The 25,555-nt window shown below is 69.8% G+C and carries 31 protein-coding genes; 13 read left to right on the top strand and 18 right to left on the bottom strand.

Annotated features, from left to right (window positions below; genetic code table 11):
• Positions 1 to 11: 11 nt before the first annotated feature.
• Positions 12 to 1,436 (bottom strand): PhoPQ-activated protein PqaA family protein, encoded by a 1,425-nt coding sequence (locus tag VKQ35_RS13695; protein WP_324362504.1) that lies wholly within the window; start codon positions 1,434 to 1,436, stop codon positions 12 to 14.
• A gap of 154 nt (positions 1,437 to 1,590) precedes the next feature.
• Here VKQ35_RS13695 and VKQ35_RS13690 point away from each other — a divergent pair, with 154 nt between their 5' ends.
• Positions 1,591 to 2,076 carry a MarR family winged helix-turn-helix transcriptional regulator gene (locus tag VKQ35_RS13690; protein ID WP_324362503.1) on the top strand — a complete coding sequence of 162 codons (486 nt, stop codon included), beginning with the start codon at positions 1,591 to 1,593 and terminating at the stop codon, positions 2,074 to 2,076.
• Between the two features lie 172 nt (positions 2,077 to 2,248).
• Here the strand turns inward: VKQ35_RS13690 and VKQ35_RS13685 are convergent, their stop codons facing one another.
• Positions 2,249 to 3,031, bottom strand: a complete 783-nt coding sequence (locus VKQ35_RS13685) for an acyl-CoA thioesterase domain-containing protein (protein WP_324362501.1) — start codon at positions 3,029 to 3,031, stop codon at positions 2,249 to 2,251.
• Between the two features lie 231 nt (positions 3,032 to 3,262).
• On the opposite strand from VKQ35_RS13685, the gene VKQ35_RS13680 reads away from it, so the two are divergent.
• The gene (locus tag VKQ35_RS13680; protein ID WP_324362499.1) at positions 3,263 to 4,858 is read left to right on the top strand and encodes a tetratricopeptide repeat protein; all 1,596 of its coding nucleotides are present in this window, start codon (positions 3,263 to 3,265) and stop codon (positions 4,856 to 4,858) included.
• Here VKQ35_RS13680 and VKQ35_RS13675 read toward each other — a convergent pair.
• From VKQ35_RS13675 to VKQ35_RS13665, 3 genes are all read right to left on the bottom strand, one after another.
• Positions 4,827 to 5,681, bottom strand: coding sequence for a hypothetical protein (locus VKQ35_RS13675; protein WP_324362497.1), 855 nt, complete (start codon positions 5,679 to 5,681; stop codon positions 4,827 to 4,829). The two genes, VKQ35_RS13680 and VKQ35_RS13675, sit on opposite strands and share 32 nt — an antisense overlap.
• 7 nt (positions 5,682 to 5,688) lie before the next feature.
• The gene (locus VKQ35_RS13670) at positions 5,689 to 6,963 is read right to left on the bottom strand and encodes an AAA family ATPase (protein WP_324362495.1); all 1,275 of its coding nucleotides are present in this window, start codon (positions 6,961 to 6,963) and stop codon (positions 5,689 to 5,691) included.
• 105 nt (positions 6,964 to 7,068) lie between these two features.
• Complete coding sequence (locus VKQ35_RS13665) at positions 7,069 to 8,328, bottom strand: dicarboxylate/amino acid:cation symporter (protein ID WP_324362493.1); 1,260 nt, start codon at positions 8,326 to 8,328, stop codon at positions 7,069 to 7,071.
• An 80-nt stretch (positions 8,329 to 8,408) separates the two neighbouring features.
• Here VKQ35_RS13665 and VKQ35_RS13660 point away from each other — a divergent pair, with 80 nt between their 5' ends.
• Complete coding sequence (locus VKQ35_RS13660; protein ID WP_324362491.1) at positions 8,409 to 8,591, top strand: DUF3606 domain-containing protein; 183 nt, start codon at positions 8,409 to 8,411, stop codon at positions 8,589 to 8,591.
• 31 nt (positions 8,592 to 8,622) lie between these two features.
• On the opposite strand, the gene VKQ35_RS13655 is transcribed toward VKQ35_RS13660, so the two are convergent.
• Positions 8,623 to 9,105, bottom strand: coding sequence for a response regulator transcription factor (locus tag VKQ35_RS13655; RefSeq protein WP_324362488.1), 483 nt, complete (start codon positions 9,103 to 9,105; stop codon positions 8,623 to 8,625).
• Positions 9,106 to 9,181: 76 nt separating this feature from the next.
• Here VKQ35_RS13655 and VKQ35_RS13650 point away from each other — a divergent pair, with 76 nt between their 5' ends.
• Positions 9,182 to 10,147 (top strand): LysR family transcriptional regulator, encoded by a 966-nt coding sequence (locus tag VKQ35_RS13650; RefSeq protein ID WP_324362486.1) that lies wholly within the window; start codon positions 9,182 to 9,184, stop codon positions 10,145 to 10,147.
• Here the strand turns inward: VKQ35_RS13650 and VKQ35_RS13645 are convergent.
• Entirely contained in the window at positions 10,144 to 11,538 is a 1,395-nt protein-coding gene (locus VKQ35_RS13645; protein ID WP_324362484.1) for an MFS transporter, read from the bottom strand. The genes VKQ35_RS13650 and VKQ35_RS13645 overlap by 4 nt on opposite strands.
• Before the next feature lie 181 nt (positions 11,539 to 11,719).
• Here VKQ35_RS13645 and VKQ35_RS13640 point away from each other — a divergent pair, with 181 nt between their 5' ends.
• Positions 11,720 to 12,004, top strand: coding sequence for a hypothetical protein (locus VKQ35_RS13640; protein WP_324362482.1), 285 nt, complete (start codon positions 11,720 to 11,722; stop codon positions 12,002 to 12,004).
• A gap of 24 nt (positions 12,005 to 12,028) precedes the next feature.
• Here the strand turns inward: VKQ35_RS13640 and VKQ35_RS13635 are convergent, their stop codons facing one another.
• From VKQ35_RS13635 to VKQ35_RS13625, 3 genes are all read right to left on the bottom strand, one after another.
• Entirely contained in the window at positions 12,029 to 12,235 is a 207-nt protein-coding gene (locus VKQ35_RS13635) for a hypothetical protein (protein WP_324362480.1), read from the bottom strand.
• A 206-nt stretch (positions 12,236 to 12,441) separates the two neighbouring features.
• Positions 12,442 to 12,624, bottom strand: coding sequence for a hypothetical protein (locus tag VKQ35_RS13630; RefSeq protein WP_324362478.1), 183 nt, complete (start codon positions 12,622 to 12,624; stop codon positions 12,442 to 12,444).
• A 96-nt stretch (positions 12,625 to 12,720) separates the two neighbouring features.
• Positions 12,721 to 13,533 carry a peptidylprolyl isomerase gene (locus tag VKQ35_RS13625; protein ID WP_324362476.1) on the bottom strand — a complete coding sequence of 271 codons (813 nt, stop codon included), beginning with the start codon at positions 13,531 to 13,533 and terminating at the stop codon, positions 12,721 to 12,723.
• Positions 13,534 to 13,827: 294 nt separating this feature from the next.
• On the opposite strand from VKQ35_RS13625, the gene VKQ35_RS13620 reads away from it, so the two are divergent.
• The 4 genes from VKQ35_RS13620 to VKQ35_RS13605 all read left to right on the top strand — a co-directional run bounded on the left by VKQ35_RS13620 (position 13,828) and on the right by VKQ35_RS13605 (position 17,471).
• Positions 13,828 to 14,526, top strand: coding sequence for a pirin family protein (locus tag VKQ35_RS13620; RefSeq protein ID WP_324362474.1), 699 nt, complete (start codon positions 13,828 to 13,830; stop codon positions 14,524 to 14,526).
• Between the two features lie 61 nt (positions 14,527 to 14,587).
• Positions 14,588 to 15,019, top strand: a complete 432-nt coding sequence (locus VKQ35_RS13615; protein WP_324362472.1) for a hypothetical protein — start codon at positions 14,588 to 14,590, stop codon at positions 15,017 to 15,019.
• Positions 15,020 to 15,128: 109 nt separating this feature from the next.
• Positions 15,129 to 17,033, top strand: coding sequence for a S9 family peptidase (locus tag VKQ35_RS13610; RefSeq protein WP_324362470.1), 1,905 nt, complete (start codon positions 15,129 to 15,131; stop codon positions 17,031 to 17,033).
• 96 nt (positions 17,034 to 17,129) lie between these two features.
• Positions 17,130 to 17,471, top strand: coding sequence for a DUF5655 domain-containing protein (locus VKQ35_RS13605; RefSeq protein ID WP_324362468.1), 342 nt, complete (start codon positions 17,130 to 17,132; stop codon positions 17,469 to 17,471).
• Between the two features lie 38 nt (positions 17,472 to 17,509).
• Here VKQ35_RS13605 and VKQ35_RS13600 read toward each other — a convergent pair whose 3' ends face one another.
• From VKQ35_RS13600 to VKQ35_RS13580, 5 genes are all read right to left on the bottom strand, one after another.
• Positions 17,510 to 17,884 (bottom strand): VOC family protein, encoded by a 375-nt coding sequence (locus VKQ35_RS13600; RefSeq protein WP_324362466.1) that lies wholly within the window; start codon positions 17,882 to 17,884, stop codon positions 17,510 to 17,512.
• 80 nt (positions 17,885 to 17,964) lie between these two features.
• A complete protein-coding gene (locus VKQ35_RS13595; RefSeq protein ID WP_324362464.1) occupies positions 17,965 to 18,441 on the bottom strand; it encodes a cupin domain-containing protein in 477 nt (158 codons plus the stop codon).
• Positions 18,442 to 18,477: 36 nt separating this feature from the next.
• On the bottom strand, positions 18,478 to 18,708 hold the full coding sequence (locus VKQ35_RS13590) for a hypothetical protein (RefSeq protein ID WP_324362462.1): 231 nt from the start codon (positions 18,706 to 18,708) through the stop codon (positions 18,478 to 18,480).
• A 340-nt stretch (positions 18,709 to 19,048) separates the two neighbouring features.
• On the bottom strand, positions 19,049 to 19,258 hold the full coding sequence (locus VKQ35_RS13585; RefSeq protein ID WP_324362460.1) for a hypothetical protein: 210 nt from the start codon (positions 19,256 to 19,258) through the stop codon (positions 19,049 to 19,051).
• A gap of 147 nt (positions 19,259 to 19,405) precedes the next feature.
• Positions 19,406 to 19,666 (bottom strand): DUF3297 family protein, encoded by a 261-nt coding sequence (locus VKQ35_RS13580; RefSeq protein WP_324362458.1) that lies wholly within the window; start codon positions 19,664 to 19,666, stop codon positions 19,406 to 19,408.
• 156 nt (positions 19,667 to 19,822) lie between these two features.
• Between VKQ35_RS13580 and VKQ35_RS13575 the strand changes: the two genes are divergently transcribed.
• A complete protein-coding gene (locus VKQ35_RS13575; protein WP_324362456.1) occupies positions 19,823 to 20,905 on the top strand; it encodes a hypothetical protein in 1,083 nt (360 codons plus the stop codon).
• Positions 20,906 to 21,099: 194 nt separating this feature from the next.
• Here the strand turns inward: VKQ35_RS13575 and VKQ35_RS13570 are convergent, their stop codons facing one another.
• Complete coding sequence (locus VKQ35_RS13570) at positions 21,100 to 21,429, bottom strand: hypothetical protein (RefSeq protein ID WP_324362454.1); 330 nt, start codon at positions 21,427 to 21,429, stop codon at positions 21,100 to 21,102.
• Positions 21,430 to 21,437: 8 nt separating this feature from the next.
• A complete protein-coding gene (locus VKQ35_RS13565; RefSeq protein ID WP_324362452.1) occupies positions 21,438 to 21,800 on the bottom strand; it encodes a hypothetical protein in 363 nt (120 codons plus the stop codon).
• 196 nt (positions 21,801 to 21,996) lie between these two features.
• On the opposite strand from VKQ35_RS13565, the gene VKQ35_RS13560 reads away from it, so the two are divergent.
• From VKQ35_RS13560 to VKQ35_RS13550, 3 genes are all read left to right on the top strand, one after another.
• On the top strand, positions 21,997 to 22,209 hold the full coding sequence (locus VKQ35_RS13560; protein ID WP_324362450.1) for a hypothetical protein: 213 nt from the start codon (positions 21,997 to 21,999) through the stop codon (positions 22,207 to 22,209).
• A 419-nt stretch (positions 22,210 to 22,628) separates the two neighbouring features.
• Positions 22,629 to 23,456, top strand: coding sequence for a PEP-CTERM sorting domain-containing protein (locus VKQ35_RS13555; protein ID WP_324362448.1), 828 nt, complete (start codon positions 22,629 to 22,631; stop codon positions 23,454 to 23,456).
• A 61-nt stretch (positions 23,457 to 23,517) separates the two neighbouring features.
• Positions 23,518 to 24,342 carry a sterol desaturase family protein gene (locus tag VKQ35_RS13550; protein ID WP_324362446.1) on the top strand — a complete coding sequence of 275 codons (825 nt, stop codon included), beginning with the start codon at positions 23,518 to 23,520 and terminating at the stop codon, positions 24,340 to 24,342.
• Here the strand turns inward: VKQ35_RS13550 and VKQ35_RS13545 are convergent.
• Positions 24,317 to 25,483, bottom strand: a complete 1,167-nt coding sequence (locus VKQ35_RS13545) for a GAF domain-containing sensor histidine kinase (protein ID WP_324362444.1) — start codon at positions 25,481 to 25,483, stop codon at positions 24,317 to 24,319. The two genes, VKQ35_RS13550 and VKQ35_RS13545, sit on opposite strands and share 26 nt — an antisense overlap.
• Between the last annotated feature and the right edge of the window lie 72 nt (positions 25,484 to 25,555).

Here is a 25,555-nt window from a genome sequence, read left to right as displayed (position 1 = left end):
GGCGGACGCCGCTACTTCCCGTCCGGCGCCGTGATCGGGCGCGCGTCCTTCCACTTGTACGGCAAGGTGTCCGGGATCACCGAGACCTCGGTGGTGAACTTGAAGGGATAGGGCGAACTCGAGGGATAGGTCAGTTCCACGAAATAGGCGGTCCAGCCGGCGGCGGGCTTGTCGACCTTGCCGACCCAGGTCCCATCGGGTCCGGGCGTCAGCACCGTCGAAGTGAAGGCCTTGCCGATGGTGTCGACCCGGAAGTCGCGGGCCTTGGGATCGGTCCCTTGCCACAGGCGCACCTCGGTCGGCTTCACCGCCGACCTCACCACGATCGCGCCGTCCGGCCGAACCACCCACGAATAGTTCGGGATCGGGGTCTTGTTGAGGATCGCGGCGTAGAAGGCGGTGATGCTGTCGGAAATGTCGGTGCCCGCCGTCGAGTGCTTCGAATTGGGGATCATCCGCAGGCGCTTGGTCTGCGGCAGCAGGTGGTAGGAGAACCTGGTGTTGTCCGGCGGGAAGTACTCATCGCCGACCGCGTTGATGATGTATTTGGGCATCTTCATCGCCGGGCGGTCGCGGTAGTTCAGCGGGTCCTCGATGCGGTTGACCTCGTTCATCCCGGGCGAGCCGATCATGCCTGGGATCAGGCCGTTCTGCACATAGTCGCCCAGCGCCGGCGAGAAGTAGCCCATGGCCTCCCAGTGGTGCTTGGCGGTGGCGTCGACGTCCAGCACGTTGATGACGATCGGGATGATCGCCTCGACCCGCCGGTCGATGGCGCCCACCAGCCAAGTGGTCCAGGCGCGCTTGGAGCCGCCGGAGACCACGAACTTCTCGACCTTCGGGCCGCCGCTCACGCTGTCGAGGTACTGCTGGACGGCGGTCATCGCCTGGGTCCCGCTCTTGACCATCGGCAGGCGCACGAGGTCGAGCGGATTGCGGTCATGTGCGAACTTCGCCTGCTGGTAGGCGATGATCGCGTCCTCGGAGCGGGGCTTGGGGTCCTCGGTGAAGCGCAAGGGCTGGTTGGGCACGTCGTCGACCTCGGAGACCACTGAATTGGTCTCCAGCGCCATCTTCACCCAGCGCTCGGGCGCATCCTTGGGCGCGGCGTCCTTGTTGCTGCCGCCGGTGATGTAGAGGTAGCCGGTCTTGTGGGTCACCTTGTCGGGGATCACCACGATCACCCAGTTCTTCCACACCGGCTTGTCGACCTGCTTGTCGCTGAGCCAGGTCTGCGAGGTCATGTCCAGCACCGCGCCGTGCCAGCCGGGGCCGGAGATGGTGTGATCGACCTTCCAGCCGAAGGCCGGATCGGGCTTGGCCACATAGGCGTCCAGCGCGTTCTTCGGATTGGCCAGCGCCGGCGCCAGGCCAACGGCGACCGTGGCCAGAACCGACAGCGCCACGGCCCCGCCGAACAGCTTCTTAAGACCCATATCTCGCCTCCCGCCCAGACCCGTCAGGGTCGTCGTCTTTTGTATTGAGAGCCCGTCCGCGCGGGCCTTGGGGCCACCATGGCCCACCTCGTTGACAGGGCCAAGCGCGCGACGGATTGTTCGCCAACCTAACGATCCTGGGGTGGGAGTTCGCGTGCGTCCGGAGGAGGCCGACCTGGCGCACAGGCTGCAGCGGCTGGTGATCCGGCTGCACCGCGAACTGCGCTGGGAGAGCGCCGAGATCGGGGTCTCCAGCGCCGACGCCATGGTGCTGTTCGACCTGCGCCGCCATCCGGGCGCCGGCGTCTCCGACCTCGCCCAAATGGCCCAGATCGCCCGCTCGGTGATCAGCGAGCGGGTCAAGCGGCTGCAGGCCCAGGGGTTCATCGAACGCGATGCAGTGGCGCGGACCGACCGGCGCCGCGTCGGCCTGGCCGTCACCGCCGCCGGCCATGAGGCGCTGCAGGCCATGTCGCGCATCCGCCGCGACCGCATCGCCGCGCGCCTGGCCAGCCTGTCGGAAGCGGACCGCGCCGCCATCGAGCACGCCGTCGATGCGCTGGACCGGCTGCCGCAATGGCGCAGCGCCGGCGAACTGGCCGCCGAGGCGGAGCGGGCGCAGACCAAGGCGGCGGGCTAAGGGCGACTACGTAGTTCTACGAGCCGTACAACTACAATGTGACGCCCTGTCACGTTAACGACTCGGTAGCATTGCGCGCAATCTGCAGTTGCTCGACGGCTTCCCAACCACACGGCGAGCAAAACGAAGGGGTCGCCCGGAAAATCCGCGGCGGCCCCCTCCCCTTTTGGGGTCAGCTTCTCGCCATCCGCCGCTGCGCGAGCGCCGCGCACGAGGCCGAGCCGATCGGGCCCTGCTCGTCGTAGAGGAAGCACTCGCCGATCGCGACGCCGGCGGTGGCCCCGTGATTGATCACCTCATAGCCGATCCATTCGCTGACCGGCTCGCGGTGCAGATAGACCGTGACGTCGGAGTTGATGAACTCCAGCCCCGCGTCGCCGGCGTTGGCGAAAGGGCTCGCGAAATCGGCCGAGACCGCCACGCGGACGAAGGGCGTCAGCGCCCGGCCCGCCACCAGTTCGCGCACCTCAGCCATCCAGGTCCGCTTCTGGCCCACCGTGCCGAAATCCCCGGCGATCCGGCGCATGGCCCACATACCGCCCATGCCGGAGCGCCCATCGGTGGGCGGGTCGATGTCGGCGGGCGCGGGCACGACCCAGCTCTCCGGCTTCCAGACGTTGCCGGAGGGGTTCTCGGTGCGCTTCAGCAGCTGGCAGGTGGCGCGCCCGGCGCTGACCCCGCCGGAGATGAACTCCGCGTCGATCACCCGGATGCGGTTGCCGGCGCGCACCACCTTGGTGGTCACCTCCACCGGCGACAGGTCAGGCAGGCGGTACATGTCCACCGTCAGCCGCGCCGGGATGAATTCGGGATCGCCGTGCAGCCGTTCGATCTCCGCGCCCAAGAGGCCGGCGATGACGCGGCCATGCAGGGAGTTGGGATTCCAGGGGCCTCGGGCGGCCGGGGTTGGGACGTAATGCGTCCCCTCAATCGTGAAAAAGGGTTCGTTCGCCATGGCTAAGCTCGGTAGGGCGGCGCGGGCCATCCGGCAAGGTCTCCGTGCCGAAGCAATCGGCCCCGCGACAATGCAGCCGCGACCGGAATCTGTCGGCCTGACACGGCGCGGACAAGGACGCCGCCTCTCCGACCGCAGTCTGTCGCGCTGACACCAAGCCGCCGGCGGGCGGCCTCTTGCCGCCCAGGTCCGCGCCTAACCCGAGGGCTCCACGCCTAGCCGGCGCCGCGGATGGGCGCGCGAATGATCGGCCACAACGCCAGCCTGAAGAGCGCCCGCCCGCCGGCCTCGCGCGCCCCGGCCCTGGGCGACCTCGCCCGCGGCGTCCGGCTGGAACGGGCCGGCGACCTGGCGGGCGCGCTCGCGGCCTACGAAGCCGCCCACGCCCGCGCGCCCGACGATCCCGACATCCTGGCCGCCCTGGCCGCGCTCGCCGCCCGCCTGGAGATGCGCGAGGCCGCCGCCCGGCTCTGGGCCGAGGTCGCGCGCCTGCGGCCCGAACGCCTGGAGGCCGTCGACGGCGAGGCCCAAGCGCTCCGCGAGCTCGGCCGTTTCGACGAGGCGGTCGACCGGCTGCGCCACGCCCTGCTGACCCACCCCGAGGAGCCGCGGTTGTGGAACAGCCTGGGCGTCACCCTGACCCAGGATGGCCAGGCGCAGGTGGCGATCACCTTCCTCGACGAGGCCGTGCGGCTGGATCCGCGCTTCGCCGCGGCGCTCTACAACCGCGGCGCCGCCCGCTTCGACCTCGGCCAGCTGGCGCTGGCCCACGCCGATTTCGGCCAGGCCGCGCGGGCCGCGAAGACCGCCGCCGAGGCCGCCGCCATCGCGTTTGCCCGCTCGACCCTGCTGTTGGCGCGCGGCGATCTGGCGACCGGCTGGGAGGCCTACGAGACGCGGCTCTCGCGCCGTTGGCCCAAGGCGTCGGTGTTCGAGGCGCCCGGCCGCCGCTGGCGCCCCGCCGACACATTGCGGGGCAAGCGCCTGCTGATCGTCGCCGAACAGGGCCTGGGCGATGAGCTGATGTTCGCGAGCGTCCTCCCCGACGTGACCGAGGCGTTGGGGCCGGAGGGCGCCTTGAGCCTCGCCGTAGACCCGCGCCTGGTCAGCCTGTTCAGCCGCAGTTTCCCCGCAGCCCAGGTCAGCGCCCACGCCACCGGGCGCCTCGGCCCGCGCAACCTGCGGAGCGCGCCGGACGTCGCCGCGCCGCGCGGCGTCGATCTCTGGGCGCCGATGGGATCGCTGCCGCGGCGGTTCCGCCCCAGCCTGCGGGACTTCCCGGCGGCGCACGGCTACCTGCGGCCGGACCCTCGGCGCGTCGCCCATTGGCGCGCCTGGCTGGGAGACGGCCCGGCCGCGGTCGGCGTCACCTGGCGCAGCGGCAAGCTGGCCGGCGACCGGCGCCGGCAGTATCCGCCGCTCAGCCTCTGGGCGCCCCTGCTGCGCACGCCTGGCCTGCGCTTCGTCAACCTGCAGTATGGCGATTGCGCCGACGAGCTGGCCGACCTCGCCGCACGCGCCGGGACCCCGATCCTCGAGCCGCCCGGCCTCGACCTGCGGGACGACCTGGAGGGCCTGGCCGCGCTGACCGTCGCCCTCGACCTGACGCTGGTGGTGTCCAACGCCACCGCCGCGCTCGCCGGCGCCTGCGGCGCGCCGCTGGCGGTGATCGGCGGCCCGGCCAACTGGACGCGCCTGGGGACGGACGCCTACCCCTGGTATCCGCAGGCGCAGGCGTTCAACACGGCGAGCTTTGGCGACTGGGCGCCGGCCATGGACGCGGCCGCCGAGCGGCTCACCCGGCTGGCGGCTGGCCGCCCGGCGTAACCGGCGTCGCCGGGGGCGTCTGCGGCGGCGCGGGGCCGAGGTCGCCCGTGATCAGCGGCGGGACGTAGCCGCAGGCCATGCTCATGTCGCGATAGCCGCTCTGCACCGTCACCCGGTCGCCGACCTTCACGCTCATGTTGCCCGGCACGATCAGGATGTAGACGTTGCCGCCGGGCGTTTTCACCTTCGCCCGCGGGTTGGCGAAGTAGCTGGGGTTGATCACGCCGCCGGTGTTCGCCTCGTTGCTGCGGATGCGGGCCTCCGAAGTCGCCCGGTCCTCGAAGCCGACGACCACGCCCTGCGGATAGGGCGTGCGCAGCAGGCGCGCGTCCACCAGGCAGGCGGCGTTGGACTGCGGGACCGGCTGGGCTTGCGGGGCGGCCGAGGCGAGCGCCTGCGGCGGCGGCTGAGCCGGCGCGACGGTCGGCAGCGCGGGCGGCGGCTGGGCGGCCGGGACGTGGACGGCCGGCGGCGGCGCGGCGGCCGAGGCTGCCTTCGCGGGGCTGTGCAGAGGCGCCGGCGGCGCGCTCGCCGTGGTGGGCGCGGCGGCGGGCGTTGTGGCGGGGGCCGGCTGGGCCTGCGCCACCGTGACCGGCGCGGCGGCCGGGGCGGGCGCCGGGGCTACGACGCTGGCCGCCGGCAAGGACGCGCCCTGGTCGCGCAGGGCGGGCGCGGCCAGCACCACCGCGGCCACGGTCAGGCCGGTCGCCAGGAACGCCAGGTTCCTTAAGGCCGGCGCGTCGGGAAGCTGGCTCGCGCCCTGCGGCTGGGCCTGGGGCCGGATTGGGGTCTGGTATTGCGCGAGGCGTTCCGGTTCGCTCATCGCCGGCTCAGCCCTCCTGGGCCTTGAGCTTCGCCGGCCCCGGCGCGGCGGCGATCTCGGCGCGGACGCCGTCGGGGCCCTTCACCAGGGAGACCGCCTTGGCCCCCTTCTCGCGCGCGGCGATCAGGGAGTCGGCGATGGATTCCTCGATCGCCCGCGTCAGGTCGCGCGAGGAGGCCTGGAGGCCGATCTTCTGCTGGCGGCCCATCAGGTCGAACAGCACCTCCGGGTCGATGCCGCCTTCGGCGACGGTCAGGCCGTAGCTGGAGATCATCCGCTCGATCTCCAGCGCCGCCACGCGGGCGATGTCGAGGCCCGCCAGCGGGTCGAACACGAAGATGCGGTCGATGCGGTTCAACACCTCCGGGGCGAAGCCCGCGCCCCGCAGCGCGCCGACGGCGGCGCGGCGCAGCTCGTCCGGGTCCTCGGCATACTGCCGCGAGAGGTCCGAAAGCTCGTCGATCGCCGCGTTGGTGGTCAGGATGAAGATCGCCCGGGTGGTGGAGATCTGCTTGCCGTCCGACTTCTCGGTGATGAAGCCGTCGTTCCAGGCGGTGAGGAAGTTCTTGTGCACATCGCTGTGCGCCTTCTCGATCTCGTCGAGCAGGACGACCGCATCCGGCGTGTCGCGCAGCGCCGCGGTCAGCTTGCCGTACTCCTGCGAGCCCACGTAGCCCTTGGCCGCCCCGAACAGCGAGGTCGCCCCAAAGCCCCCGGCCGAGAACTGGGTCATGTCGAAGTGCAGCAGCTTGCGGCCCAGCGCGTCGGCCAGCACCTTGCCGAGCCAGGTCTTGCCCACGCCCGGCGGCCCGGCGAACAGGAACACGCCCACCGGCTTGCCGCGCTGCTTCAGCGCCAGGCGCCGGCGGATCTGGGCGGCGACGTCGACGCAGGTCTTGTCCTGCCCGACCACATTGGCCTTGAGCGTGGCGGCCAGCGCGTCGGCGTCGACGAAGATCGGCTCGCTGTTCTCGGCGAGCCGGCGCTCCAGCTCCGCCCGGTTGGTCAGTCGGTCGAGAATGTCCATGAGCCATCTCCGCTCGGATAGGAATTTGGGCAAGCGGTTCCTGCGGCGCAACGCCCCCAGTCCGACCACCAGCCAGGCCATGGCGGCCGCTACGCCCAGGCCGGCGGCGATCTCCAGGCGATGGTGCAGGAACCAGGCGGCGAGGCCGCTCTTCGCAGCGAACTTGCCGAGCATCGAGACCAGCTGGATCAGCGCCAATATGCCGGTGGCGAGGAATATCCAGGGCAGGATGCGGTTCAGGCGGGCCGGAAACATGCGAGCGGGGTACTACCTGGCGAACGCCGAACCCGACGAGGTTTGGCCCTCGCGTCAGGGTAGCGGGCCACCGCGCCCGCGTCACGTAGGGACATTATGACCGGCTTATGCGGTCGCCGTCTCGGCGCCCGCCGCCTCGCTGTTCGCCAGCATCTTGGTGATCGCCATGTCGGCGGTGACGTTGCCGATGGTGCGGAAGATGTCCGGGATGACCTCCACCGCGATCAGGATCGGCAACAGGTCCACCGGCAGGCCGAGCGTCAGACAGAGCGGCGCGATGGACGCGAAGAACGAGAGCTGCCCCGGCAGGCTGACCGACGCCAGGCTGGTGGCGACGGCCACCGCGACCACGCCGACGTATTCCGCAAAGGTGGGGTGGAAGCCGTAGACCCGGGCCACGAACAGGGCGACGCCGAGATTGGCCGCCGGCCCGGTGAAGCGGAACAGGGCCACCGCCAGCGGCAGCACCAGGCCGCTCACCCGGTCGGGGATGCCCAGGTCATCGCGCGAGCGTTCGATCATCGCCGGCAGGCAGGCGAGCGAGGACTGGGTGGCGAAGGCCGCCACCTGCACCGGCGCGACGGCGCGGGTCCAGACCCCCAGCGGGACGCGGCCGACGAGCATGGCCGCCAGCGCCGCGACCACCGTCAGGCTGATGTTGGTCAGCGAGATCGCCGCCACATAGTGGCCGATCTCCCCGGCCGCCCCGATCCCCGCTCTCAGGCCCACGCCGAGGCCCAGCGCGAAGACACCCACCGGGGCTGCCAGCAGCACCCAGCGCACGATGGTGACCATGGCCTCGCTGACGCTGTCGAAGAACTCTAGCATCGCCTTGCGGCGCGCCTCGGCCAGGCGGGTGACGGCGAAGCCGAAGAAGCTCGCGAACACCACCAGCGGCAGGATCGAATCCTCCGCCGCCGCCTTGACCGCGTTGGGGGGCGCCAGGCCCTTGATGAAGTCGATCAGGTTGGGGGCCTGCCTGGCCAGATCCGGCGCCGCGCTGGCGCCGACGCGCAAGGCCGCCGCCCCGGCCGAACTGACCGGCCAAAGCGCGTAGAAACCCTCCGCGAACAGCACCGTGTAGATCGATGAGAAGGTGAGCGCGGCCACGATCAGCACGATCGTCTTGACCGCCAACCGTCCGGTCGCCGCCGCGTCGGCCACACCGGCGATCCCCACCACCAGCACCGCGAAGATCAGCGGCACGACGGTCATCCGAAGCGCGTTCAGCCAGAGGCCGCCCACGGATTCGACGATCCCGATGGCCTGCTTGACGCCGGGGCCCGCGAAGGCCGCCGCCGCAGCGCCCAGCGCCAGGCCCAGGATGAGCGCGATCAGCACCCGCACGCTCAACGATCGCAGCATTCGCTTTTCCCACCGGTCAAACCTCGACCTTAGCGATGCCGCCCCGTAATGGGGAAGGCTGGATCGCTCAGGGATCGCGAATGGCCGGCCTCAAGGACAAACGCGGCTTCATCGACAAGGACCGCCTCGACCTCTCCGAGCGCAAGGCCGTGGAATACTGGATGAAGCGCTGGGGCGTGACCAAGGACCAGATCACCGCCGCCCACCGCAAGGTCGGCCGCCTGACCAAGGACATCGCCGCGGAGCTGGGGAAGAAGCGCTAGCTGGCCGGGGCCGTCCGCCCGGCCTGCGGGCTCATCGATTTCCGGCGCACGACCGCCGATCGGGGACCGCGGGCGCCGCCAGCAGGCCGGCGACGGTGTTCAGCAGGTCGCTGACCAGGACCGGCTTCAGGAGCGTCCCGTTGGCGCCCAGCGCGAGCGCCAGATCCTGCAACAGACTGGCCTGGGCGGCATCGGGCTCCTGCAGGCCCTCGACGGGAACCTCGATCCCATCGCCGCGCAGCGCCGCGATCATGGCCTGGGCCGCGCCGGGTTCCAGCATGACCACGATGGGAACTTCGATTCCGTCGCCGCGCAGCGCGCCGATCATTTCCAGCCCATCGCGTTCCGGCATAGCGATGTCGCAGAGGATCAGGCGGGGACGGCGCCGCAGAAAGCTATCCAGCCCGTCGCGCCCGTCCGCAGCCTGAACGACCACATGGCCCATCGCGCCAAGCACCTGCGCAATGGCCTCTTGCGTCTCAGTCTCGTCTCCGACAATCAGAATTACCGCCAACGCTCTCTTGCCTCATCTGTCTAGGGCTCCCTCCCGGCTCGCGGCGGCATATGGGTTTGAGTATTGCAATATTGAAATGCATTATCGGCACAGCTACATGTCGGCGATGAATTGGCGTTCGATCGACCTCAACTTGCTTGTGGTCTTCGATGCGGTGATGCGCGAGCGTAGCGTGACGCGCGCTGGCCGCCTCATTGGCCTCAGCCAGCCGGCGATGAGCCACGCGCTGAACCGCCTGCGCCACATGCTGCGCGACGACCTGTTCGTGCGCACGCCGGAGGGCATGACGCCCACGCCGCGCGCCGAGGCGATCGCCGAACCGCTGCGCAATGCGCTCAGCGACATGCAGCTCGCCCTGGAGCCCCTGACCTTCGATCCCCTGGCGTCGAACCGCCGCTTCACCCTCAGCCTCAACAACTTCGCCGCCGTGGTGATCGGCCCGCCGCTGGTGGCGGCGGCATGCTGCGAGGCGCCGGGGATCCGTCTCGACATGCGCCCCAGCGGCACCCTCGACGTCGCCGACTTGCTGGACCGCGGCGATATCGAGATGGCGATCGGCGCCCTGGAGAGCCCCGGCGAACGGTTCCTGAGCCGATTGCTGTTCGAGGACCCCTTCGTCCTGGTGATGCGGCGCGGGCATCCGGCCAGCAACGGCCCGCTGTCGGCGGAGACCTTGGCGCGCCTGCGCTATCTGGAGATCTCCTCGAGCGGCGAGGACACCAGCTTCCTCGACCGTTGGCTCGCCGTGCGGGGACTGGCGCGCGAGGTCGTCGTCAGGGGCCCCTACCTGTCCACGCGCGTCATCCTCGCGCAGTCCGACCTGGTCGCCATCTTCAGCCGCCGGGTCGCCGAGGTGTTCGCCCGCCGCTTCCCCCTGGAGATACGCGAGCCGGACTTCGACTCGCCGATGGTGCGGACCCTCATGCTTTGCCACCGGCGCCTGGAAGGGCACCCGGCTCACCGCTGGCTGCGGGACCAGGTCGTCGCGGTCTCCGACGCCCTCGCCGCGTCATCGCCGATGATGGATGTCGATACCCCCTAGCCGTCGCCGAGCGGGATGGTGGCGGCGAGGCCGGCGTCGCGCAGGTCGAGCTCGGCGCGGATCGCGGCGTGGCGCTGCGCGGTCATCTTCCAGCCGATCAGGCAGGCCGCCCCCAGGCTCACGAAGACGATCGGGCCGGAGACGAACAGCAGGCCAAGCCCGCGGATCGCCGACGGCGTGTTGTGCGCCCCGGCCGCCGGCTGGTAGCCGATCATCTGCAGGATCGGGTAGATGATCGCCACCGCCACGCCCGCGGCGAGCTTGGTCACCAGGGTGTTCAGCGCGAAGACCAGCGACAGCCGCTCGCGCCCCTGCTCCAGCCGGACCTGGTCGGCCACGTCGGCCAGCATGGAGCGCACCATCAGGTCGAAGGCCGAGGTCGCGAGGCCGCACCAGAAGATGGTCGGCAGGACGGCGATCAGCGAGCCGCGCGGCAGGTAGAGCAGCGTGCAGAGGCCGATCGAAAAGCCGAACGCGCCGGCCATCAGGGTCCGTGGCTTGCCGATCTTGGTGGCGAGCCAGGCCATGGTCGGCGCGCCCACGATCCCGGCGGCGATGAACACCACCAACAGGATCGAGGCCTGGGCTTCGCTGAGGCCATTGTGGTCGCGCATGAAGAAGATGTAGGTTGCGGTCATGGCGCCCGGACCGATGGTCAGCCCGCCGATGCACAGGTAGAGCCGCACCAGGTCGGGCTTGGCCAGCAGGCTCAGATAGTCGCCGATCCGCACCTTCTCGCCCGAGGCGGCGACCTGCGGACTCAACCGCTCGCCGGTGGTCCAGACCGTCCAGCCGACGGTGAGCGGCGTCACCAGGATCACGAACCAGCCCATCAGCGCCAGGCTGTGGGCGGCGTTGCCGCCCCGCGCGCCGTCGATCACCGGGATCGACAGGATCGCCACCGTCGAGACGACGCCCACCGCGGCGATCAGGCCGAACAGCCGCGACCGCTCGTCGTAGCTGCGCGCCAGCGTCGCGGCCCAGGCCGGATGCGCCAGATGCAGGATCGAGCGGCCGAGGTAGAGCGCCAGCAGCCAGCCGATCACGAAACCCACCGTGATCCCGGGCTTGCTGAAGCAGAGCACGCCGATCGACACCATCAGGATCGGCGAGCCCAGCAGCATCCACAGGCGATAGCGCCCCAGCCGGCTGCGCGTGGCGTCCATCGCCACGGCCAGCAGCGGGTCGACGATGACGTCGGTGACCCGCACCACCGCCCAGGCCAGGCCCACCGCCGCCAGCGACAGGCCCAGCTCGCCCGCCAGGTGCGGCGGCAGATAGAGCAGCATGGCGGTGTCGAGGGCGGAAACCGGCGAGGTGGCGACGCCGAAGCTCAGCGCCCGCCCAAAGGTCAGGCGCTCGGGGATCCTGCCCACTGTCAGGTTGCTCAAGACCGGACGCCTCCCCGATACCGCCTGGCGATGCCGCGTGGCGATGCTTTCGCCGATCAGGGGGCCTAGAAGCGTTTCGGGCAAGGGGCTCGTGACGCCAATCGCCCAAAGCCGCCACAGGCCGGGTGGGATCGAACCTTGGCCTTGGGCGTTATGTTCGTTCGCCCCAAAAGGAGTTTCGATGCCGCGCGTGCGTAAACAGCTTCCGGCCCATCTCGGCGCCGGGGAACTTCACTATCGCGGCTTCACCGGCGCCGTGGACTACGAGATCCAGGGGGACCCGGCGACCCTGCGCCTGGGGCCGCTTCGCCTGCGGGGCTCCTTCACCGCCACGCCCGAGGTGGCCGCCGACGCCTTCCGGGCCGGCGAGGCCGACCTGAAGCTTGCGGACGGCGCCGCCTATCGGGTGATGATCGTCGGCCACTCGACCGGCTCGAGCGTCGCCTATTTCGAAATGCGGGTCTGAGCGCCTCGCGGGCGTCTTGCGCCGTCAGCTCAAGAGCGCCCGTCCCGCGGGTTCGCGCGGCAGGGTGAAGACCAGCCGCTCGTCTTCCCAGATTTCGGCGCGGACGGCGTCGGCGCGTTGCGCCATCAGCCGCGCGGCCGTGTCGATCGCCCGGCTTTGTGAGGATTCCGGCAGCACCTCCAGGTGCGGCACGCCGCCGGCTCGTCGATGGATGTAGCAGAGGTAGGGCATCGCCGCCTCTTGGTGTTGTCGCCTCTTCATGCTGTCACCTCGGCCCAAAAAAGCCAGACCGGAGGCTGCAGCAGAGTTTGCCCCTGGCTGGAGCATTCGCCAAAGCAAAATTAAGGAAGCGGTAAGTAAATCGTTCGTGTGCGTCAGGTAGCCGACAGAGTGTTGGCGCCCGCCCGCCTTGGCTGCCAGCCGGCCGCGTCTTGCCGTCAGGTCCGCGCCAGGTAGCGCATGGTCAGCGAATAGCTGCGATCGGGGACTTGGCGGCCGTCGCCGCGCAAGCGCTCGGCGATGTCGCTCAACGCCTGCTCCTGCTCGCGGTGGCGCGCGATCTCGACGCCGTTCCGGCGCACGATCCAGCCGCCGTCATCTTCCAGCACTTCGAACTTCATGGAGCCTCGTCCAAACGCAACCGATGCGATAAGGCCGCAAGGGTTAAGACACCAAGCGCGTGTGCTCCCCTCAGCTCTGCGCCCTGATGTCGCACGTCACGGTTGCCGAACGGCGATCCGCAAGTCGCAGACGCTGAACCGCGCGCCAAGCCGCGCCTTGGCCGCCGCGACCTGGGCCTGGAAGGCGGGGCCCGCGGTGTCGGCGACCTCCAGCCGCGGCCGCTCGGCGGGCGGCAGGTCGGCGGCCAGGCGCACGCGGACCATCCTGTCCGGGTCGGGCGGCGGTTCGCCCGCGTTGATGGCGCGCACCACGTCCAGGCCCTGCACCACCCGGCCCCAGACGGCGTAGTCATGGTCCAGCCGGCGCGCCGGCGCGCGCATGAAGAAGATCTCCGAATTGGCGGTGTCGATCCCGGCCTGGCGGCCCATGCCGGCCACGCCGTCGCAATAGGCGCCCCAGACCCGGGGGCGGTGGTCTGCCCCCAGGCCCTGTTCCTTCACCGAGACGCCCGCCACCGGAACCGAGCCTAAGAAGCCCTCGATCCCGTCGCTGCGCGCGACCACGCCGGTCACCGCATCGGCCGCCACCCGCGCGCTGAACTCCGCCGGCAGGTCGGGATAGGCGCTGGTTCCGCCGTCGTGATTGTTGGGGTTGCCGGTCTGGTCGACGAAGCCCTCGATCACCCGGTGGAACAACAGGCCGTCGTAGACGCCCTCCTTCGCCAGCCGCTTCACCCGCTCCACCGCCTTGGGCGCCAGCGCCGGCGCCATCTCCACCACGATGCGGCCCTTCGAGGTCTCGATCACCAGGGTGTTTTGCGGATCCAGCGGCCGCCAGTCGGCGTGAGGCTTCGCTGCGCCCATCGCCAGCACCGCCGCCGTCGTGATCGCCATCCCCGTCCACCGCATCGCCCGCCCCTCAGCCCGCAGAACTTGAACCACGAAATACACGAAATACACGAAAGGGCCCGCGCCGCTGCGAGCGCAGCTCGCGACCGATCCCGGACCTCAGCCTGTCATGGCTGGCCTTCGGCCGATCGGAGGACGCGGCTCCTTTCGTGTAGTTCGTGGTTCCAATCTCTCTTTCCAAATCGGAGACAATCTTCCGCCCGGCACGGGCTTTCTCCTACGATCCGGGAGCTTATCTTGACCCTCGAAACGGCGCCCCGGCCTCCAGCCAGGCGGCGCCAGGAAGGACCCAAGATGATCGACAAACGCACATTCGCGAGCCTCGGCGGCGCCGACCACGGCTGGCTGAAGGCCAAGCACCACTTCTCGTTCGCCAACTACTACGATCCGGGCCGCATGGGCTGGGGCGCCATCCGCGTCTGGAACGACGACGAGATCGCCCCGCAATCCGGCTTCCCGCCGCATCCCCACGCCGACATGGAAATCATCACCTATGTCCGCGAGGGCGCCATCACCCACAAGGATTCCCTGGGCAACGAAGGCCGCACGGGCGCGGGCGACGTGCAGGTGATGAGCGCCGGGACCGGCGTGCGGCACGCCGAGTACAATCTGGAAAGCGACGCGACCCGCATCTTCCAGATCTGGATCGAGCCCGACACCGCCGGCGGCCCGCCCGCCTGGGGCGCCAAGCCGTTCCCCAAGGGCGACCGGGCCGGCAGGTTCGTGACGCTGGCGTCCGGCCTCCCCGGCGACGAAGACGCGCTTTCGATCCGCACGGCCGCGCGGGTGGCCGGCGCGACCATCAAGGCCGGCGAGACCACCGAATATGCGCTCGACGCCAGCCGTCACGCCTACCTGGTTCCAGCGACCGGCGCGGTCGAGGTCAACGGCGTGCGCCTCGACGCCCGCGACGGCGCGGCCATCACCGGCGAGACGCAGCTTCGCATCACCGCCCTGGAAGACGCCGAGGTGGTGCTGGTCGACGCGGCCTGACGGCTGTAGTTTCGAGCGGCGCCGGGCGCAGTCTTGCGTCCGGCGCCATCGAAGGGCCGCCATGAAGCTGCTGCTCGCCTTCGCCGTCGCCACGCTGACCATCGCCGGACCGTCGCTGGCGCAGGACCAATCGGGCATGGCGGTCCCCGGGCCCTCCGCGACGCCCATTCCCGGCGCGTTTGCCCAGCCGGGCAAGGCCGGCGATCTCCTGACCGCCCGCTACCAGCTGCGCCGCGCCTGCGCCGCCGACATGCTGGCCCGCTGCCCTGGCAAGGACGGCCCGGCCGCCGACCGCTGCCTGGAGTACCATCGCGTCAGCTTCACCCTGCCCTGCCGCAAGGCCATCGCCGCCTTCGAGCGCGCCGCCCCGCCGCGCACGCCCTACGAGAGCCTGGCCAGCCTCGCGCCGATCAGCGGCCCCATCCCGCCACCCGGCGAGCGCGAGACGCCCGCGCCGTCGCGGACCGCGCCGCGCAACGGCGCCGGCGACTGAACTTCGCGGCGCCCGGCGCTTGATGCCGCCCGGCTTATCCCCTAGCCACGGCGTCCAGTGACGCGTCACAGGGTGACGCTGGGAAAGCGTGATCTGGGGGAAGGTTTCGATGCCGGCTTTGATGATGGCTTTGGCCCTGGCGGCGGCGACTCCGCCGGCTCAGGTTCACGACTACCGCGACGTGGTGATCTCGCCGGACGGGGCGAAGATCGCGGCGATCGAGAGCGACGACCCCTTCACCTCGGAAGCCGAGCCGCACCCGGTCGTGGTGATCCGCAACCGCGCCGACGGGGCGATCCTGGCCACCTACGACCCCTGCAAGACCTGCTTCTACGGCGGCGTCGCCTGGTCGCCGGACAGCCAGGCGCTGGCCTTCGTCGCCTCCAACCGCAAGGCGCGCACCGCGAGCCTCGAAGTCGTCCGCGGCGGCGCTCTCGCCTCGATCCTCGATTTCGGCGGCCTGGTCGAGACCCCGCGCTGGTCGCCGGACGGCCAGACGATCGCGGTCCTGGCCACCGACAAGCCGCGCAAGATCAGCGGCGCCACCCAGGCCGGCGCCCCCATCGTCGGCGAGATCGGCGGCGCGACCGACGAGGCGCGCATCGCGATCCTTCCCGCGGCCGGCGGGACCCTGAAGTTCCTCTCGCCCGCCGACACCTACATCTACGAGTACGACTGGACCCCCGACGGCAAGGCCTTCGTGGCGACCGAGGCCAAGGGCGACGGCGACAACAACTGGTGGATCGCCCGCCTGGCCGCGGTCGGCGTCGACGGCTCCTTCCGCGAGATCGCCAATCCGGGCGTGCAGATGAAGTTCCCGCGCATGTCGCCGGACGGCAGGACCGTGGCCTTCATCGGCGGCCTGCACTCCGACTTCGGCCCGGTCGGCGGCGACCTCTGGACCGTGCCCTTCGCGGGCGGGACCGCGGTCGACAGGACGCCCAACTACAAGGGGAGCTTCTCCTCGCTGATCTGGCGCAAGTCGGCGCTGTTCGCCACCGCCATCGAGAGCGACCACAACAGCCTGCTGACCGTCGATCCGGCGAGCGGCGCGACCAAGACCCTGCTTACAGCGGTCGAGACCTTTTCGGCCGGCGACGGCCGGGTCTCCATCAGCCAGGACGGCAAGGTCCTGGCCGGCGTCGGCGAGGACTTCACCACCGGCCCACACATCGCCGCCGGCTCGCTCACCGCACCCAAGACCATCACCCACGAGAACGACGCGCTCACGCCCCAGGTCACCGCCCGCTCGATCCACTGGAAGAACGAGGGCTTCGACGTCCAGGGCTGGCTGACCGGCCCGCTCAACCCCGTCCCCGGCAAGAAGTATCCGATGATCGTGCTGGTGCACGGCGGCCCGTCCTCAGCGGTGCAGCCGAGCTATATGTGGAAGGGCACGACCAACGATCTGGTGCAGCACGGCTTCTACGTCTTCCAGGCCAACCCGCGCGGCTCCTTCGGCCAGGGCGAGGCCTTCACCAAGGCCAACGTCAAGGACTTCGGCGGCGGCGACCTGCGCGACATCCTGGCCGGCGTCGACGCGGTGGAGAAGGTCGCCCCGATCGACGATCACCGGCTCGGCGTCTACGGCCACTCCTACGGCGGCTACATGACCATGTGGACGGTCACCCATTCCAACCGCTTCAAGGCGGGCGTGGCCGGGGCCGGCATCGCCGACTGGGTCAGCTACTACGGCGAGAACGGCATCAATCAGTGGATGGTCCCGTTCTTCGGCACCACCGCCTACAAGGACCCGGCCGCCTACGACAAGTTCTCGCCGATCCGCTACATCAACGCCGCCAAGACCCCGACCTTCATCTATGTCGGCGAGCGCGATGTGGAGTGCCCGGCCGACCAGTCCCTGCAGTTCCACGCGGGCCTCGACGCGGTCGGCGTCCCCAACAGCCTGGTGATCTACGCCGGCGAGGGCCACGGCATCCGCGAGGCCGAGCACAAGGCGGACCTCAAGAAGCGTATCCTCGGCTGGTTCGACCGCTACCTGGGTCAGCCGTAGGGGTTGTTCTTTTTTTTGTTCTAGCCCTAGGCTGCCTCCGGACGGGCCGGCTCGCCGCCATGGGAGGCGTGGGCCCGCGCCTTGAGGACGCGACGCATGGGTGATGTGGAGGCTGTCTTCGCCGGCAAGGACCCGGAAGCGCTCGAAACCTACCGTGCGCTCGCGGCGGCGCTTGAGGCGTTCGGCCCCTTCGTGGAAGACCCGAAGAAAACCTCCATCCATCTGGCCCGCAGGTCCGCCTTTGCCGGCGTCCATCCCCGCAAGGCCGCGATCCTGCTGGTGATCCGCACGAGCGCGCCCCTCGAGAGCCCACGCATCCGCAAGCTGGAAAAGGTCTCCGCAAACCGCTGGCACAATGAAATGCTGCTGAGCGCGCCGGCGGAGATCGACGCCGAGGTGCTGGGCTGGCTGCGGGAGGCCTATGCCCTGAGCGCCTAGCGCGCCTTGATTTCAAACGGATAGCCCCCGCCAGAAGCTCAGCCGTATTTGACGACCGAAAGCAGGTTGCCGTCAGGGTCGCGGAACCAGACCACCCGCGTCCCGTCCGGCGCGGTCCAGACGCCGCGCGCGTCGTGGGCGAAGCCCTCGAACCGCTCCGTCGCCACGCCCTTTGCGGCCAGGGCCTCGGCGACCGCGCCCACGTCCTCGACGGCGAAGCCCAGCACGGTGTGTTCGGACGGCGTGGTCGAGGGCACCGGCGAGACCCGCAGCTCCCCACCACTCACCTCGTAGACCAGCGCCCCGTGCGAGGTCCCGGTCTGCGTAAGGCCCAGGACCCCGCCATAGAAGGCGCCCGCCCGCTCGGTGTCGGATGTCCAGACAAGGGTCTGCAATCGCGCTGACGTCAGCATCGCGGCCGCTCCTGAGGTTCGATTGTTCGGATAGCCGGAAGCCCGGCCCCGCAAGACTAAGCGACCGACTGGGCTCAGCGCTAGTCCTTATGGATCGGGTCGATCCATTTGACGCCCTCCGGCTTCTCGGCCGGCTCGATCTCCAGGTTCACCACCACCGCGTCGCTGTCGCTGCGCACCAGCATGCAGAACAGGGTCTCGTCGGACGAGGCGTTGATCTCCTGGTGCGGCACGAAGGGCGGGACATAAATGAAGTCGCCCGGCCCGGCCTCGGCGGTGAACTCCAGCTTCTCGCCCCAGCGCATCCGCGCCCGGCCGCTGACCACATAGATCACGCTCTCCAGCGGCCCGTGGTGGTGGGCGCCGGTCTTGGCGTTGGCGTGGATGTGGACGGTGCCGGCCCAGAGCTTCTGCGCGCCCATCCGCGCCCGGTCGATGGCCACGTGGCGGTCCATGCCGGGCGTGGTCGCGCTGACCTCGCCCAGCTCGCCTGCGGGCACCACGCGCACGCCGGAATGCTTCCAGCCATCCTCGGGAACCTGCGGCGCGTCTGTCATGGCGAAATCAGACGACAGCGCCGTCAGCTTGGCAAGCTACTCGCGGGCCAGAACGTAGCGCAGGGCGCGGGTGCCGAAGGTCAGGGCGACCGCGGCGATCAGCAGGTTGTAGCTCAGATGCCGCGCCCAGCCCTCGACCAGGAACTCCGCCGCCATCAGCGCGCAGAGCATCGCGGCGATCACGCCGGTCCAATGGATAAAGCGGCCAAGGGCGCCGGCGGCGCCCACGCGGCTGCGCTTGGGGTTCGGCCAGATGAAGCTGGGCAAGGGGAACTCTCCTGCGGCTGGCCGAAAGCGGCGTCCAGCCTTGCTCGCAGGCGATCGGGGCCTCAGTCGGGCCGATCTGTTTCAGTGTTTCCCCGGAACGCAACGAAGCGCCGCCATGGATGTCCGGCGCCGTGCAACGGCCGCTGGCGCAGGATGGAACCACGAAATACACGAAATGCACGAACACGCCTCAGCCAGCCGGCGGGCCGCAGGCCAAGATCCAAACACGGCTTTGCATGGACCGCGAGCTGCGCTCGCGAGGGGTCCGCTTTCGTGTATTTCGTGTTTTTCGTGGTTCACTCAGCGGCGGCCCGTGGGCCTCTCCGCCGGAACCCTCGCGTCAGTGCAGCAGTGGCGGCTGGACGACAGTTTCGTCCCATTCGCCGCGGTCGTCCTGGATCAGCACGTGGCGCGGTTCGCGGTCGAGGACGGCGAAGTCGCCGGCCGCCTTCAGCGCCTCGGCCTTGGTCGCGAACTCGCCGAGCTCGCCTTCGGCCTCATCGACCAGCAGCCACCGCCCGTCGAACGCCACCACGCTGAGATCGAACATCGCGCTCTCCTGCCCCAATTCGCCCGCGCCTTGGGATCGCCTTATTTCATCGAACGCCGGCCAGTCGCCATGTCCGATGGTCGCAGGTTACGCACGCATCCCCTCACCCAAAGGTTAAGAGGGGCGGGACGGAAGGCCGCAGTCCGCTCAGCCGGCGTCGCGGAAGTAGGGCTCGACGGGGCCGGAGAGCTTGATGGTCAGCTGCTTGCCGCGGCGGTCGAGCGTCTTGCCGACGGCCAGTTTCACCCAGCCCTCGGAGACGCAGTATTCGTCGACGTTGGTCTTGTCCTCGCCCTTGAAGCGCACGCCCACGTTCAGCGCCAGGATGTCGGCGTCGTAGAATGGGCTGTCGGGGTCGGTGGCCAATCTGTCTGGGAGAGAGGGCCGGTCGGGGAGCGTATCGGTCATGGCGTCCGCCTCGCACAGGCGGCCGTTCGGTTCAAGGCGCCCCCGTTCGGCTTGGGCCCCTTTGCGGCGCCCTGGGGGAAGGCGTACAATTCCAAGGTTCGGTATCGAGAGTCCGCTCAAGCGGCCCCGGCCGGCTGGCGTAGGGAGGCGCCGACCATGACCGCAAAGACCCTGTCCATTCTTTCGGCCGCCAGTCTTTCGGCCGCCAGCGCGCTGGCGCTCGCCACCGCCGCTTTCACCGCTCCGTCCGCGCCCTACCACGCGCCGAAGAACGCCTTTGGCCAGCCGGACCTGCAGGGTAACTGGACCAACGCCACCATCACCCCCTTCGAGCGCGACAAGAAATACGGCGACCGCCTGGCGCTCACCGACGCCGAGGTGAAGGCCTTGGAGGGCCAGAACGCCGCCCTGGTCGCCGAGGGCAACAAGCCGACCGACCCCAAGGCCAAGGTCACCGACCTGCCCACCGACTGCGGCCGCGGCTTCACCGGCGTCAACTGCGGCTACAACTCCGCCTGGGTCGATCCGGGCACCGCGATCATCGACATGGGCGGGATCAAGCGCGACTCGATCATCGTCTCGCCGGCCGACGGACGCCTGCCGCCGATGCGGCCCGAGGCGCAGGCCGCCCAGCGCGCCCGCTTCGCCGGCGGCGGCCGCGGCGGCGCGGGCGCGGCGGACAATCCCGAGGGCCGCTCGCTTGGCGAGCGCTGCATCATGAGCTTCGGCTCCTCGGCCGGCCCGCCGATGCTGCCGCTGCTCTACAACAACAACTACCAGATTGTGCAGACCAAGGACGAGGTCGCCATCGAGGTCGAGATGGTCCACGACGTTCGGCACATCCACCTGACCAACACCCATGTGCCTCAGAACATGAAGCTCTGGATGGGCGACTCGATCGGCCACTGGGAAGGCGACACCCTGGTCGTCGAGACCACCAACATGCGTCCCGAACAGACCTTCCGCGGCGGCGGCTCGCCGGGCGCGAAGATCGTCGAGCGCTTCACCCGCGTCGCGCCAAACCAGATCAAGTACAGCTTCACCGTCGACGACCCGCAGATGTACGCGGTCCCCTACACCGGTGAGGTGGCGCTGAACGCCACCAAGGGCCCGATCTACGAATACGCCTGCCACGAAGGGAACTACGCCTTGCCCGGCATTCTCGGCGGCGCGCGCCTCGAGGAGAAGGAAGCCAAGGCCGGCAAGGCCGGGGCCGCCGGCGGCGGCGGGTCAAACTAGGGCATAGCTGTTCGTGGCCCTCCTCCCCTTGTGGGAGGAGGTGGCCCCGGATTTGATCCCGGGTCGGAGGTGGGGTCTCTCAGACCCCTCTGCCTCGCCTGAAGCTGCGTATCGCGCGGAGAGCGGAGCAAGACCCCACCTCCGTCAGGCGTCCGCCTGACACCTCCTCCCACAAGGGGAGGAGGACGCGGCGCCTACCGGCACCCATCCACGACCTTCTCCAGCTCATTCAGCCGGCGTTCGCGCAGGATGCGGCCGGCGGCCATCAGCTGATAGCGGTCGGCGGCGCCGCCGGCGTCGCGCAGGGCCGCGTCGGTGTCGGGATATTTCGGCGCCTTGGGAAGGGTCTTGGGCACGCAGGCCTCCTTCACCGGCACGGTCTTCACCACCACCGGCGCGGGCGCGGCCGGGGCGGCGGCTGGCGGCGGCGCGAGCGTGGGCGCCGGCGGCGCCTTCGGCTTCAGGCTCTGACAGGCGGCCAGCAGCAGGCCGCACGCCGCCAGCCCCGCGCCCGTTCTCAGCACCCCACGGCTCATCGCAGGGTCTCGAGCACCGCGCGGTCGGCGCTCTCCATGCGGGCGCAGACGTCGAAGCCCTGCGGCTCACGTCCGGCCAGCTGCTGGGCCCGCTGCTCGGGCGTGAGCGTCCCGTTGATCAGCCGCCGCCGCTCCATATCCGCCGACCCGCCCTCGCAGGCGGCCAGCCGGGCGTGCAGCGCGATGCCGTTCCTCTGGTTCTCCGCCGTCAGCGCCGAGATCCTGCGCATCAAGGCCTGTTCGCTGTGGTTCGCCGACGTCGCCGTGGCGATCAGCAGACCGCACAGGATCAGCGCGAGCGCAAAGCCCACCGGCCCCGCCGCGGGACTGGTGAACGCCTGGATGAAAGTCCGGACCATACTCAAGAGACGCCCTTCCTCCCCCCGACCGCCCGCTGTGGGCGCAAAGCTAGGCCGTAAGCCGATGAACGCGCGAACCGGGCCAAAGCTCCGCCATAACTAAGGCGCGGGCATGACGAACCGGTCGTCTGGCCGACATACCCCCGTCGCCTTGCGGGTCTCTAAACAGGCCGGGGCCTGAACGGGAGTAGAGACCATGGCCGTCTACCGCATCTACCTGGTCCATGACGACGGACGCCTGGAGCCCGCGGAGAGCTTCTACTGCACGGCCGACGCGGAGGCGGTCTCCCGTATCGTCCCGCCCAGCCGCCCCGACATCCGCGCCGAACTCTGGCAGGGCGGCCGCTTCATCGCCGCCGCCGGTCATCGGTCACGCCCGGCTGTCGGCGAACGGCCACACGCAGGCTAAGGAAGACGGTCCACGAACCACACGAACGGTTCTGGTCCTGAAAGGCCCGCGCCGCGGGCGCTCAGCAATTGATTGACCGCCGAGAACGCCGAGATCGCCGAGGCGCGCACAGCCTCAGCGGCAAGCTCTCTCCGCGCCCTTTGCGGTCTTGGCGGTTCAAAAGACTGAGCCTCCGCTGCCGCGGAGTCTCGGAAGCACAGACCCGTTCGTGTGGTTCGTGGACGAAAGCCCTTAGTGCATCGCGCCGGCGACGATCTCCAGCTTGTTGCGGTGAAGCTCGACCCCGCACATAGGGACGCGGCCACGGCGAGGCTATCCACAGCGAATAGTTCGCCTGACGGGGGAATTGGATTGTCGCCTTCCCGACGCCTGTTAACCATCTCCGTTACGCTGAATAACGGCGTTCGGGGGATATCGGCATGCGCCTGACTGCTCTCACAGCCTTCGCGCTTGCGCTTGGCGTCGGTTCGGCCGCGAGCGCGTCGACCAACCTGATCACCAACGGCGGCTTCGGCGCCGTCGACCCGTCCCTCACCGCGCTGGTGGCCGGCGGCGTCTACAATGGGGCCGAGATCAGCAACACCTACACGGTGGGCTCCACCAGCTACGATTTCAGGACCGCCGTGACCGGCTGGACGTCCCCCAGAACCGCCGGCCCGCCCTTCAACCAGGCCTACAACCTCTGGGAATCCGGCGTTGACCCCACCGGCAAGGACGCGGTCAGCGAATACCCTGGCGAGCAGCAGCGGGTGGACGTGAACTTCCCCGGCCTCAGCCCTGACGGCGGGGCCTTCATGATCCTCGACGGCGACCCGACCTTCACCGGGCCGCTGGAGCAGACGGTCAACGGGCTCGTCGTCGGCGACGTCTACAGCCTCAGCTTCTATTGGGCGGGCGGCGAGCTCTCCAACCGCGTGAACTACATCTCCAACCAGCTCCACGTCAGCTTCAGCGACGGAACCACGACCCAGACCTATTCGACACTGAAGTACTTAAACACCGCCCTGCCCGGACAGCCTGGAAGCTTCACGCCGTGGATGCAGGTGAAGACCAGCTTCAAGGCCACCAGCACGAGCGAGGTGCTCTCCTTCCTGTCGGACGGCGCGCCAGGGGGCAACCTGCCGCCGGTCGCCCTGCTCGACGGCGTGTCCCTGACGGTTCCCGAGCCCGCGGTCTGGGGCCTGATGGTCCTGGGGTTCGGCGGCGTGGGGGCGATGATCCGCCGGCGCCGGCTCGCCGCCGCCTGACCGGCGGCTGACCCGGAGCGAGGCCCTTTCCTTCTGGTGAGCGCCGCGCGATGACGCAGTCATGAGTTTGAGCTACGTGCAGGCGTTCGGCCTGCAGGCCCTGCGGCTGGTCGTCTGGCTGGCGCTGCTGGCGGTCATTTTCACGCCGCTGGAGCGCCTGTTCGCCCTGCGCCGAACGCCGGGCCGCTGGAAGACCGCGCCCGCCGACATCGCCTTCTATTTCCTGAACAGCCTCTTGCCGCTGGCGCTGCTGGCCCCGCCGCTGGCGGTTCTCAGCGTCGGCCTGCGCCACCTGACGCCGCACGCCTACGTCGCCGCCATCGCCGGCCTGCCGGTCTGGGCGAAACTCGCCGCGGGCCTGGCGGTCAGCGAGGTCGGCGGCTACTGGGGGCACCGTCTCAGCCACGAGATTCCGCTGCTCTGGCGCTTCCACGCCGTGCACCACGCGCCGGAGCACGTCGACTGGCTGATCTCCAGCCGCGCCCACCCGGTCGACCAGGTGTTCGAGAAGCTCTGCGCGCTCGCCCCGCTCTACATCCTGGGCCTGGTGCAGCCGACGGCGACTGGCGCGGGCCTGGCCGGGCTCATCGCCATCTTCGGGACGGTCTGGGGCTTCTTCGTCCACGCCAACGTCCGCTGGCGGCTCGGGCCGCTGGAGCAGCTGGTCTCCACGCCGGCTTTCCATCACTGGCATCACACCAACGACGCACACCGCGACCACAACTACGCGGCCCTGTTCCCCGTGGTCGACCGCCTGTTCGGCACCTATCACCTGCCCAAGGCCTGGCCGCCCGCCTACGGCGTCGACGCCGCCATGCCCGAGGGCATGCTCGACCAGCTTCTCGACCCGTTTACGCCGCCTAAGCCAGCGGCATCGAAAACGTAAAGCGCGTCTCGGCCTCGTCCGAAACCACCCCCAGCGTCCCGCCGTGGGCGCGGGCGATCTCGGCGGCGATGTAGAGCCCCAGCCCCAGCCCCTGCTGGCCATGGTGATGCTCGGCGCGCTCGAAGGGCTGGAACAGCACAGCCTGCCGCTCGGGCGGGATCGGCGGCCCATTGTTGGCCACCGACAGCTCGAAGCGGCCCCTCTCGGCCCGCGCGCGGATCGAGACCGGACAACCATCCTCGCCGTGTCTGAGCGAATTGCTCAAGAGCTTGGACGCCAGCTGCGCCACCCGGCCGCTGTCGCACGCCACGGGTTCGTCCAGCACGATGTCGGCCACGATTTCCCGATCCGGATGGGCCAGCCGCTGTTCATCCACCACCAGGAGGACCGCCTCGCGGACATTGGCGTCGGCGCGCCGCTCGATCTCGAAGCCGCCGCCCAGCCGGGCGCGGGCGAAGTCCATCACATTGTCGATCAGGCCGGCCATGCGCATGACGCTGGCCTGCATGCCGCCCACCAGCATCCTGGCCCGTTCGTCCAGTGGGGTCTTGGCGAGCAGCCGCCCGCCGGCCTGGATCGAGGCCAGGGGGTTGCGAAGGTCGTGGCCCAGGACGGCGATGATCTGTTCGCGCAGCTGCGCCGCGTGGCGCGCGCTGATCACCTGGGCCTCGCTCTCGGCCAGCCGGTCCTGGGTCTCCATGTGCTGGCCGATCAGCTCGGCGAACAGCTTGAACATCCCCAGCACCTGCGGGGTCTTGAGATGCGCCGGCTTGGGGTCGATGGCGCAGAGCGTGCCGAAGAACTTCCCGCCGCGGAAGATCGGCTGCGAGATGTAGCTCTGGAAGCCGTACTGCGCCGGCGTGGGGTGGCCACAGAACGCAGCATCCTTCGCCACGTGGTCGATCACCACCGCCTCGCCGCTGCGGCGGATCTCGTCGCAGATGGTGGTGCCCACCTCCAACTCGCCGCCAGGGACCAGTCCAAAGGCGATCTCGTCGCGCACCGCGCAGGCCACCCAGCGGTCCTCGGTCACCCGCGCCACGGCGGCGAAGCCCATTCCGGTGGTGCGGCACACCACCTCCAGGATCATCGGCACCGCCTCGATCCGGCCGACCCTCTCGACGTCTTCAGCGATACTCACGCACAGTCCCCGACCTCGGTCCCCGGAGCCAACGGATCACAGGTTTTGCGATCTGTCGCGCCGCGGACCGAC

The sequence above is a fragment of the Phenylobacterium sp. genome (assembly GCF_035309685.1).
Taxonomy (GTDB): domain Bacteria; phylum Pseudomonadota; class Alphaproteobacteria; order Caulobacterales; family Caulobacteraceae; genus Phenylobacterium.
Note: the sequence above shows the minus strand (reverse complement) of the source record. Positions and strands in the feature narration are given on the sequence as shown.

Coding starts and splice junctions, on each gene's coding strand:
- VKQ35_RS13695 (WP_324362504.1), bottom strand. CDS start 1,436: ATGGGTCTTAAGAAGCTGTTCGGCGGGGCCGTGGCGCTGTCGGTTCTG.
- VKQ35_RS13685 (WP_324362501.1), bottom strand. CDS start 3,031: ATGGCGAACGAACCCTTTTTCACGATTGAGGGGACGCATTACGTCCCA.
- VKQ35_RS13680 (WP_324362499.1), top strand. CDS start 3,263: ATGGGCGCGCGAATGATCGGCCACAACGCCAGCCTGAAGAGCGCCCGC.
- VKQ35_RS13675 (WP_324362497.1), bottom strand. CDS start 5,681: ATGAGCGAACCGGAACGCCTCGCGCAATACCAGACCCCAATCCGGCCC.
- VKQ35_RS13670 (WP_324362495.1), bottom strand. CDS start 6,963: ATGTTTCCGGCCCGCCTGAACCGCATCCTGCCCTGGATATTCCTCGCC.
- VKQ35_RS13665 (WP_324362493.1), bottom strand. CDS start 8,328: ATGCTGCGATCGTTGAGCGTGCGGGTGCTGATCGCGCTCATCCTGGGC.
- VKQ35_RS13660 (WP_324362491.1), top strand. CDS start 8,409: ATGGCCGGCCTCAAGGACAAACGCGGCTTCATCGACAAGGACCGCCTC.
- VKQ35_RS13650 (WP_324362486.1), top strand. CDS start 9,182: ATGCATTATCGGCACAGCTACATGTCGGCGATGAATTGGCGTTCGATC.
- VKQ35_RS13640 (WP_324362482.1), top strand. CDS start 11,720: ATGCCGCGCGTGCGTAAACAGCTTCCGGCCCATCTCGGCGCCGGGGAA.
- VKQ35_RS13635 (WP_324362480.1), bottom strand. CDS start 12,235: ATGCCCTACCTCTGCTACATCCATCGACGAGCCGGCGGCGTGCCGCAC.
- VKQ35_RS13630 (WP_324362478.1), bottom strand. CDS start 12,624: ATGAAGTTCGAAGTGCTGGAAGATGACGGCGGCTGGATCGTGCGCCGG.
- VKQ35_RS13625 (WP_324362476.1), bottom strand. CDS start 13,533: ATGCGGTGGACGGGGATGGCGATCACGACGGCGGCGGTGCTGGCGATG.
- VKQ35_RS13620 (WP_324362474.1), top strand. CDS start 13,828: ATGATCGACAAACGCACATTCGCGAGCCTCGGCGGCGCCGACCACGGC.
- VKQ35_RS13615 (WP_324362472.1), top strand. CDS start 14,588: ATGAAGCTGCTGCTCGCCTTCGCCGTCGCCACGCTGACCATCGCCGGA.
- VKQ35_RS13610 (WP_324362470.1), top strand. CDS start 15,129: ATGCCGGCTTTGATGATGGCTTTGGCCCTGGCGGCGGCGACTCCGCCG.
- VKQ35_RS13605 (WP_324362468.1), top strand. CDS start 17,130: ATGGGTGATGTGGAGGCTGTCTTCGCCGGCAAGGACCCGGAAGCGCTC.
- VKQ35_RS13600 (WP_324362466.1), bottom strand. CDS start 17,884: ATGCTGACGTCAGCGCGATTGCAGACCCTTGTCTGGACATCCGACACC.
- VKQ35_RS13595 (WP_324362464.1), bottom strand. CDS start 18,441: ATGACAGACGCGCCGCAGGTTCCCGAGGATGGCTGGAAGCATTCCGGC.
- VKQ35_RS13585 (WP_324362460.1), bottom strand. CDS start 19,258: ATGTTCGATCTCAGCGTGGTGGCGTTCGACGGGCGGTGGCTGCTGGTC.
- VKQ35_RS13580 (WP_324362458.1), bottom strand. CDS start 19,666: ATGACCGATACGCTCCCCGACCGGCCCTCTCTCCCAGACAGATTGGCC.
- VKQ35_RS13575 (WP_324362456.1), top strand. CDS start 19,823: ATGACCGCAAAGACCCTGTCCATTCTTTCGGCCGCCAGTCTTTCGGCC.
- VKQ35_RS13565 (WP_324362452.1), bottom strand. CDS start 21,800: ATGGTCCGGACTTTCATCCAGGCGTTCACCAGTCCCGCGGCGGGGCCG.
- VKQ35_RS13560 (WP_324362450.1), top strand. CDS start 21,997: ATGGCCGTCTACCGCATCTACCTGGTCCATGACGACGGACGCCTGGAG.
- VKQ35_RS13555 (WP_324362448.1), top strand. CDS start 22,629: ATGCGCCTGACTGCTCTCACAGCCTTCGCGCTTGCGCTTGGCGTCGGT.
- VKQ35_RS13550 (WP_324362446.1), top strand. CDS start 23,518: ATGAGTTTGAGCTACGTGCAGGCGTTCGGCCTGCAGGCCCTGCGGCTG.